General features: G+C 70.7%; 4 protein-coding genes. All 4 read left to right on the top strand.

Translation table 11 applies throughout. The features are described 5' to 3' along the window. Positions 1 to 242 precede the first annotated feature (242 nt). The 4 genes from VNR19_RS13515 to VNR19_RS13500 all read left to right on the top strand — a co-directional run bounded on the left by VNR19_RS13515 (position 243) and on the right by VNR19_RS13500 (position 6,861). Positions 243 to 935, top strand: a complete 693-nt coding sequence (locus VNR19_RS13515) for a hypothetical protein (RefSeq protein WP_325727580.1) — start codon at positions 243 to 245, stop codon at positions 933 to 935. Positions 936 to 1,026: 91 nt separating this feature from the next. Then, positions 1,027 to 4,797 (top strand): bifunctional proline dehydrogenase/L-glutamate gamma-semialdehyde dehydrogenase, encoded by a 3,771-nt coding sequence (locus tag VNR19_RS13510; RefSeq protein WP_325727578.1) that lies wholly within the window; start codon positions 1,027 to 1,029, stop codon positions 4,795 to 4,797. Positions 4,798 to 4,942: 145 nt separating this feature from the next. Further along, entirely contained in the window at positions 4,943 to 5,503 is a 561-nt protein-coding gene (locus VNR19_RS13505) for a 3'-5' exonuclease (protein ID WP_325727577.1), read from the top strand. A gap of 23 nt (positions 5,504 to 5,526) precedes the next feature. Next, the gene (locus VNR19_RS13500; RefSeq protein WP_325727576.1) at positions 5,527 to 6,861 is read left to right on the top strand and encodes a hypothetical protein; all 1,335 of its coding nucleotides are present in this window, start codon (positions 5,527 to 5,529) and stop codon (positions 6,859 to 6,861) included. Positions 6,862 to 6,863: the final 2 nt, after the last annotated feature.

Here is a 6,863-nt window from a genome sequence, read left to right as displayed (position 1 = left end):
CTGCCCTCGGGAGTGAATGGCGCGTTAGCGTGAGTCACGAAGACCTCCGTGGAAACGATCTGAGTGTGGTTACCCACATCGTTCCCGGAGGTCTTCGCTCACATCACGTGATCACAACGTGTCGGGGAAGAACAGCTAGCGGACCGCCGCGCCCGGCGCAAGGGCGTTGTCGCGTGCGGCGCACTCCGGTTCGGTTGATGCGGAGCGCCGGTTGCCCGCGGCGCCAACGGAAGGAGTGAGCCGTGGACACGACCACCCTCATCTGGATCATCGTCGCGATCGTCGTGGTCATCATCGTCGTCGCCGTCGTCATCGCGGTGACGGCGCGCGGACGCCGTGAGGCCCGTGAGCGGGCCCAGCACGAGAAAGCGAAGAAGCTGCGCGCGGAGGCCCGCGAGAAGGAGCTCGCAGCCCGTGAGCGCGAAGCCGAAGTGACCCGCACACGGGCCGACGCGGCCGCTGCCGCCGCGGCGGCCCAGCAGGCGCAGGCGCGTGCGGCCGAGGCATCCGTCGAGGCGGAACGCCGCATGGGGTCGATCGACGCCCTGCAGGCGGATGCCGCGAAGGCCCGCGCCGAGCACGAGGAGACGCTGCGCAAGGCCGACGACGTCGACCCGTACGCGGGCGACGACGGACGCCGGAACGCGGATGCCGCGACCCGGACGGATGCGGACGACGCGCGCCGAGCGGATGCCGACACGACGCGCCGCACCGACGCGGGAGCGGCGCCGACGGCAGGCGGCTACGCGGCGCCGGCGACCACGACGCCCGCGGCTTCGACGGGCGAGACGTATCCCGGCGAGACGTACTCGGGCGAGTCGTACGCGAGCGAGCGACGCACCGACGTCGACGGCGACCCGGCGGTGCAGACCGACGCCGACGGGCCCGCGACGACGGACGAGGACCTCCGCCGCTCGCGCAACGATCGCGCGTGAGGACTGCGGGCCCCCTCGCGCACTCGGGGGTCCGCGCCGGCGACGCCCACCGGCGGGAATCGACCCCCGGTGGGCGTCGTAGGCTTGACGCATGGTGACCAACCCCGTCCAGGGGGACACCGACCTCGCGGCGCCGGGCGACGATCTCGCCTCGCGGGCCGTGGGACTGGCGCAGCGGTGGATCGCCGAAAGCGCCCAGGTCGACGTGGACCCCTCAGCCGAGCGACTCGCCGGCGTACTCAAAGACTCCAACGGACTGCCCTTCACGATCGGCTTCGTCGACGGCGTGATGCGGCCCGAGAGCCTCATGGCGGCGGCGTCGAATCTGCAGCGGGTCGCCCCGCTCGCGCCGCGCTTCTTGCCGTGGTACCTGCGGGGCGCAGTGCGCATCGGCGGCGCCGTGGCTCCCGTGCTGCCGTGGCCGACCGTCCCGATCGCGCGCCGCGTGCTGCGGCGGATGGTGGGGCACCTCGTCGTCGACGCGCGGCCGGAGAAGCTCGGCCCCGCGATCGCGAAGATCCGCGAGTCCGGCGCGAAGCTCAATCTGAACCTCCTCGGCGAGGCGGTTCTGGGCGAGCACGAGGCGCTGCGACGGCTTGAAGGCATCCACGAGCTGATCCGCCGCCCCGACGTGGACTACGTGTCGGTGAAGGTCTCGGCCATCGCGAGCCACATCTCGATGTGGGCGTTCGACGAGGTGGTCGACAAGGTCGTCGAGCGACTCATGCCCCTGTACCTCACCGCGGCGACCGACGGCACCTTCATCAACCTCGACATGGAGGAGTACCGCGACCTCGACCTCACGATCGCGGTGTTCACGCGCATCCTCGAAGATCCGCGGCTGCGCGGCCTCGAGGGCGGCATCGTGCTGCAGGCGTACCTCCCGGACGCGCTGCCGGCTCTGAAGGAGCTCACGGCGTGGGCGAAGCAGCGCGTCGCGAACGGCGGCTCGCGCATCAAGATCCGGCTCGTCAAGGGCGCGAACCTCGCGATGGAGCGGGTCGACGCCATCATGCACGGCTGGTCTCTCGCGACCTACGGCAGCAAGCTCGACTCCGACGCGAACTACATCCGGTGCCTCGACTTCGCGCTGCGCGCCGAGAACACGGCCGCCGTGCGCATCGGCGTCGCCGGCCACAACCTCTTCGACATCGCCTATGCGTGGCTGCTCGCGGGCCGGCGCGGTGTGCGCGCGGACGTCGAATTCGAGATGCTCCTCGGCATGGCGCAGGGGCAGGTCGAGGCCGTCTCGCGCGAAGTGGGCCACGTGCTCCTGTACGTCCCCGTCGTGCGTCCGGACGAGTTCGACGTCGCGATCAGCTACCTCGTGCGCCGCCTCGAGGAGAACGCGTCGAGCGAGAACTTCCTCTCCGCCGCGTTCGATCTCGCCGACGATCCGTCGATGTTCGCGCGTGAGCGCGACCGGTTCCTCGAGTCGATCCGGCGCGCGTCGGATCCCACGCTGCCGACCGGCCCGAACCGCACGCAGGATCGCACCGCCGTCGAGGAGGTCGCCCCCGCGGCCCCCGGTCTGCGCGCGCGTGTGCGCCGTCCGGCCGACGAGGCGGGCCTCACGAAGGCGGTGCTCGGCATCGCGCGGCCGGGGGAGCCCGGCGACACGGCGCCCATGGAGCCCGACCGCGGGTCGCAGATCTTCGGCGGAGAGTCCTTCGTCGAGACGGCGGTGTACTCCTCGCGCGAGACCGAGGTGCCGGCATCCGGCGCCCCCGGTTTCGGTAACGCGGCCGATACCGACCCGGCGCTCGCGGCGAACCGCTCGTGGGGTCGTGCGATCCTCGGTCGCGTCGAGTACTCGACAGCGGGCGACGCGACGATCCAGGCCGCACGCGTCGACGACGTCGACACGCTCGAGGGAGTCGTCGCCCGCGTCCGCGAAGCGGCCGCCGCGTGGGGTGCGCTGCCGGCCGCCGAGCGGTCGACCGTGCTGCAGGCCGCGGGGCGCGCGCTCGAGGCACGTCGCGCGGAGCTCATCGAGGTCGCCGCGTCCGAGACGGGCAAGGTTCTCGCCGAGGCCGACGTCGAGGTGAGTGAGGCCGTCGACTTCGCGAACTACTACGCCGCGACCGCCCGCGAACTCGACCGCGTGAGCGGCGCCGTGTTCGTGCCGTCGCGCCTCACGGTCGTGACGCCGCCGTGGAACTTCCCGGTCGCCATCCCCGCGGGCGGCGTGCTCGCCGCGCTCGCGGCGGGCTCGGGCGTCGTGTTCAAGCCCGCGCCGCAGGCGCGTCGCTGCGCGGCGGTCGTCGCCGAGGCGCTGTGGGAGGCGGGTGTGCCGCGCGACGTGCTCGCCCTGGTCGACATCGACGAGGGATCGCTCGGGCAGCGGCTCGTGTCGCACCCCGACGTCGACCGCGTCATCCTCACCGGCTCGTGGGAGACCGCCGCGCTCTTCCGCTCGTGGCGTCCCGACCTGCCGCTGCTCGCCGAGACGAGCGGCAAGAACGCGATGATCATCACACCCTCGGCCGACCTCGATCTCGCGGCATCCGACCTCGTCAAGAGCGCGTTCGGCCACGCCGGTCAGAAGTGCTCGGCTGCCTCGCTCGCCATCCTCGTCGGGCCCGTCGGCCACTCCAAGCGCTTCGCCCGTCAGCTCTACGACTCGGCGACCTCTCTTCGCGTCGGTCCTCCGACGGACCCGCTGTCGGAGGTCGGACCCGTCATCGAGCGGCCGCACGGCAAGCTCGAGTGGGCCCTCACGACGCTCGAGGAAGGCGAGAAGTGGCTCATCGAGCCGAGGCTTCTGCGGGCTCAAGGACCGGATCAGCTCCCCGAGTACGCCGGGAGGCTGTGGACGCCGGGCATCCGCACGGGCGTCCAGCCCGGTTCGCGCTTCCACATGGAGGAGTTCTTCGGGCCGGTGCTCGGCATCATGCACGCGCAGTCGCTGTCTCACGCGATCCAACTGCAGAACGCCGTCTCGTACGGGCTCACCGCGGGTCTCTACACGCAGGATCCGCACGAGCTCGCGTTCTGGCTCGAGCACGTCGAAGCGGGCAACCTCTACGTCAACCGCGGCATCACGGGCGCGATCGTGCAGCGCCAGCCGTTCGGCGGGTGGAAGCGCTCGTCGGTCGGCGCGGGCGCGAAGGCCGGGGGCCCGAACTACCTCATCGGGCTCGGAAAATGGCGCGCGTCGGCGGGTGCGAGCGTGTCGAAGACGCTCCACCTGCGCGGGCTCGACACCCGCATCGCCGAGGTGATCGAGTCGGCGCAGCCCTCGCTCGGGTTCGAGGAGTTCGAGTGGGTGCGCCGCGCCGCACTCTCGGACGCCCTCGCGTGGGACCGCGAGTTCGGCCAGGTCAAAGACGTCTCGCGGCTCGGCATCGAGCGGAACCTCTTCCGGTACCGACCGGTTCCGGGCGTCGCGGTCAGAGCGACGGCGGATGCCGCGTGGCACCACACGCTGCGCGTCGCGCTCGCGGGGGTCCGCGCCGGAACGCCGCTCACCGTGAGCGCTCCGTCGGGCTTCCCGCCCGCGGTGCGCCGCGCGCTCAGCGAGCAGGGCGTCGCGGTGTACGTCGAGACGGACGAGCAGTGGATCGAGCGGGTATCCGGTGCGTCGGGCGCGGATCAGGTCGAGGGAGCGGATGTGCTGCAACCCGGCACCCGGCCCGAGCGCCCGCCCCGCGTCCGGCTGCTCGGCTCCGCCGCATCCGTCTCGGCTCTTCACCGCGCTCTCGCAGAGGCGACCGGCGGGGATCCCGACGTCGCGGTCTACGACAACGAGGTGACCACTGCCGGACGGATCGAGCTGCTGCCGTTCCTGCGCGAGCAGTCGATCACGATCACCGCGCACCGCTTCGGCAATCCGGACCCGTGGTCGGAAGCGGTCATCTGAGCTCCACCCCGTCTCCCGGATCAGGACATCTGGCCGAGGCAGGACATTCCACGTCGGATGCTCCTGCGCTCGCCAGATGTCCTGATCTCGGCGCGTGAGGGACAGGCATCCGTGGCATGCCCCGCTGGTGCGGCAGGATGACCGTGTGCACATCGCCCGCCCGGAGACCTTCATCAGCATCGACGTCGAGACGGCGGGCCCCAACCCGACGGAGTACTCCCTGCTGTCGATCGGCGCGTGCGTGGTCGACGACCCTGACACGGCGTTCTACGTCGAGCTGAAGCCGGTGTCGGAAGCGGTCGATGCCGAGGCGATAGCCGTGAGCGGGCTGTCGATCGAGCGACTGCGCATCGAGGGCGTGGACCCGGCCGAGGCGATGCGCCGGTTCGACGAATGGATCGCGCACGCGACGCCGGCAGGCCGCACACCCGTGTTCACCGCGTTCAACGCTCCGTTCGACTGGATGTTCGTCGACACATACTTCCGCCGGTTCATCGGGCGCAACCCGTTCGGGCATTCGGCGCTCGACATCAAGGCGTACCACATGGGTCTGGTGGGCAGCTCGTGGGCCGACACGAGCATGAGCGCGCTGTCGCCGCTCTACCTCGACGGGCGTGATCTGTCGCACAATGCCCTTGGGGACGCGCGCGATCAAGCCGAGATGTTCCGGCGGATGCGGGGGACCGCGCGCCGCGGATCCGATTGACGCCGCCGTCAGAGGAGCAAGCCATGGCCGTCGTGGACCACACCGCCGAGCTGCGGAAGATCATCGAGTCCGCGAGGCGCCTCGGCGTCGAGATGGACGAGGAGGAGAGCATCCGGTGGCTCGCGGCGATCGCCGCGGAGGCGAGTGACAACGCGCTCGAAGTCGACCTCGACAGCGGCACGTACGGCTACCGCCCGACGATGCTCGACTTCAGCCCGAAAGACATCGCGCGCTTCCGCCGCATCGGCGAGATCGTCGAGGTGAAAGGCCCCGGGGCGGAGAGCGCGCTCGCGCTTTCGGGCTCGGCGGCGCAGTCGAAGATCCAGACCTACCCTGGCGACGCCGATTACTTCCAGCGCCTCAACATCAAAGCCGACACGCGCGAAGAGGCGTGCGCGACCATGGCGCGACTGCTCCGCGGACACGTGCTCTCGCATCATCAGGGGCCGACGTTCCAGTTCCTCGAGGCGAAGTTCGGCACGCACCAGGTCGACGGCACGGTCCGCGGCGCTCCCGTGCGAAAGGGGCGCCCTGTGTCGTGGACGTACGCCGAGGTCGAGGCCGGCGTGCAGATCGTCGAAGTCCCGGATGCCGAGCCCACAGAGCTGCGGTGGGAGGAGGGCGCGCTCGACCCCGGCTGGTGCAAGCTCGACTGGGTCGTCACCGACCCCGAACGCGGCGGCCTCTCGAACGCGAGCAACGTCATCGACGTCACGTGGGAGGCGCCCGACGGAAGCATCGTCGCGCTCGACGGCTACTTGGACGCGTACTTCCAGGAGATCTACCTCGACGCGGCATCCGTTCCCACCTTCGCGAAGGTGGCGCAGTTCGTCAGCGCCGATGCGCTCGACGAGTACGTCGCGGCGCTCGAGGGCGAGGTGCGCAAGTACCTCACGTACGACCTGAACTACGGCAAGGCGGCGAAGCGCATGTATAACGTGTTCCGGCTGTCGGGCCGCCACATGGACGCGGCGTTCGTGCGCGAGCTGTTCGACGAGCCCGCGACGACGCTGTACCAGGTGTGGTCGCTCATCCGCACGCTGGACAACGCGACGCAGGAGGGATCGTCGATTCCGATCGAGCAGGTGCAGGATCAGGCCGATGCCCTCGTGCTGCAGATCGTGGAGACGCTCGAGGGTGACGCGGAGTCGGAGCTCGTCGCCGCGATGCTGCGCCTGCGCCGCACCCTCGAAGGGCAGCGGAGCGGCGAAGCGCGGTCGGCCGAGGTCGCCGCAGCCCAGGCGCTGGTCGTGAACCTCGTCAACACGTTCTACCGAGAGCGCCTCATGCTCATGCCCACGATCGCGGAGTACATCGAGCGCATCCAGGCGGAGGCGGACACGGGCGACGAGCACTGACG

This window comes from Microbacterium sp. (assembly GCF_035556355.1).
GTDB lineage: Bacteria > Actinomycetota > Actinomycetes > Actinomycetales > Microbacteriaceae > Microbacterium.
The sequence above is the reverse complement of the archived record's forward strand: the minus strand, read 5'-3'. Positions and strand labels throughout refer to the sequence as shown.

Bases quoted from the DNA above. Each gene is read 5' to 3' on its own strand.
- VNR19_RS13510 (WP_325727578.1), top strand. From the start codon at position 1,027: ATGGTGACCAACCCCGTCCAGGGGGACACCGACCTCGCGGCGCCGGGC.
- VNR19_RS13500 (WP_325727576.1), top strand. From the start codon at position 5,527: ATGGCCGTCGTGGACCACACCGCCGAGCTGCGGAAGATCATCGAGTCC.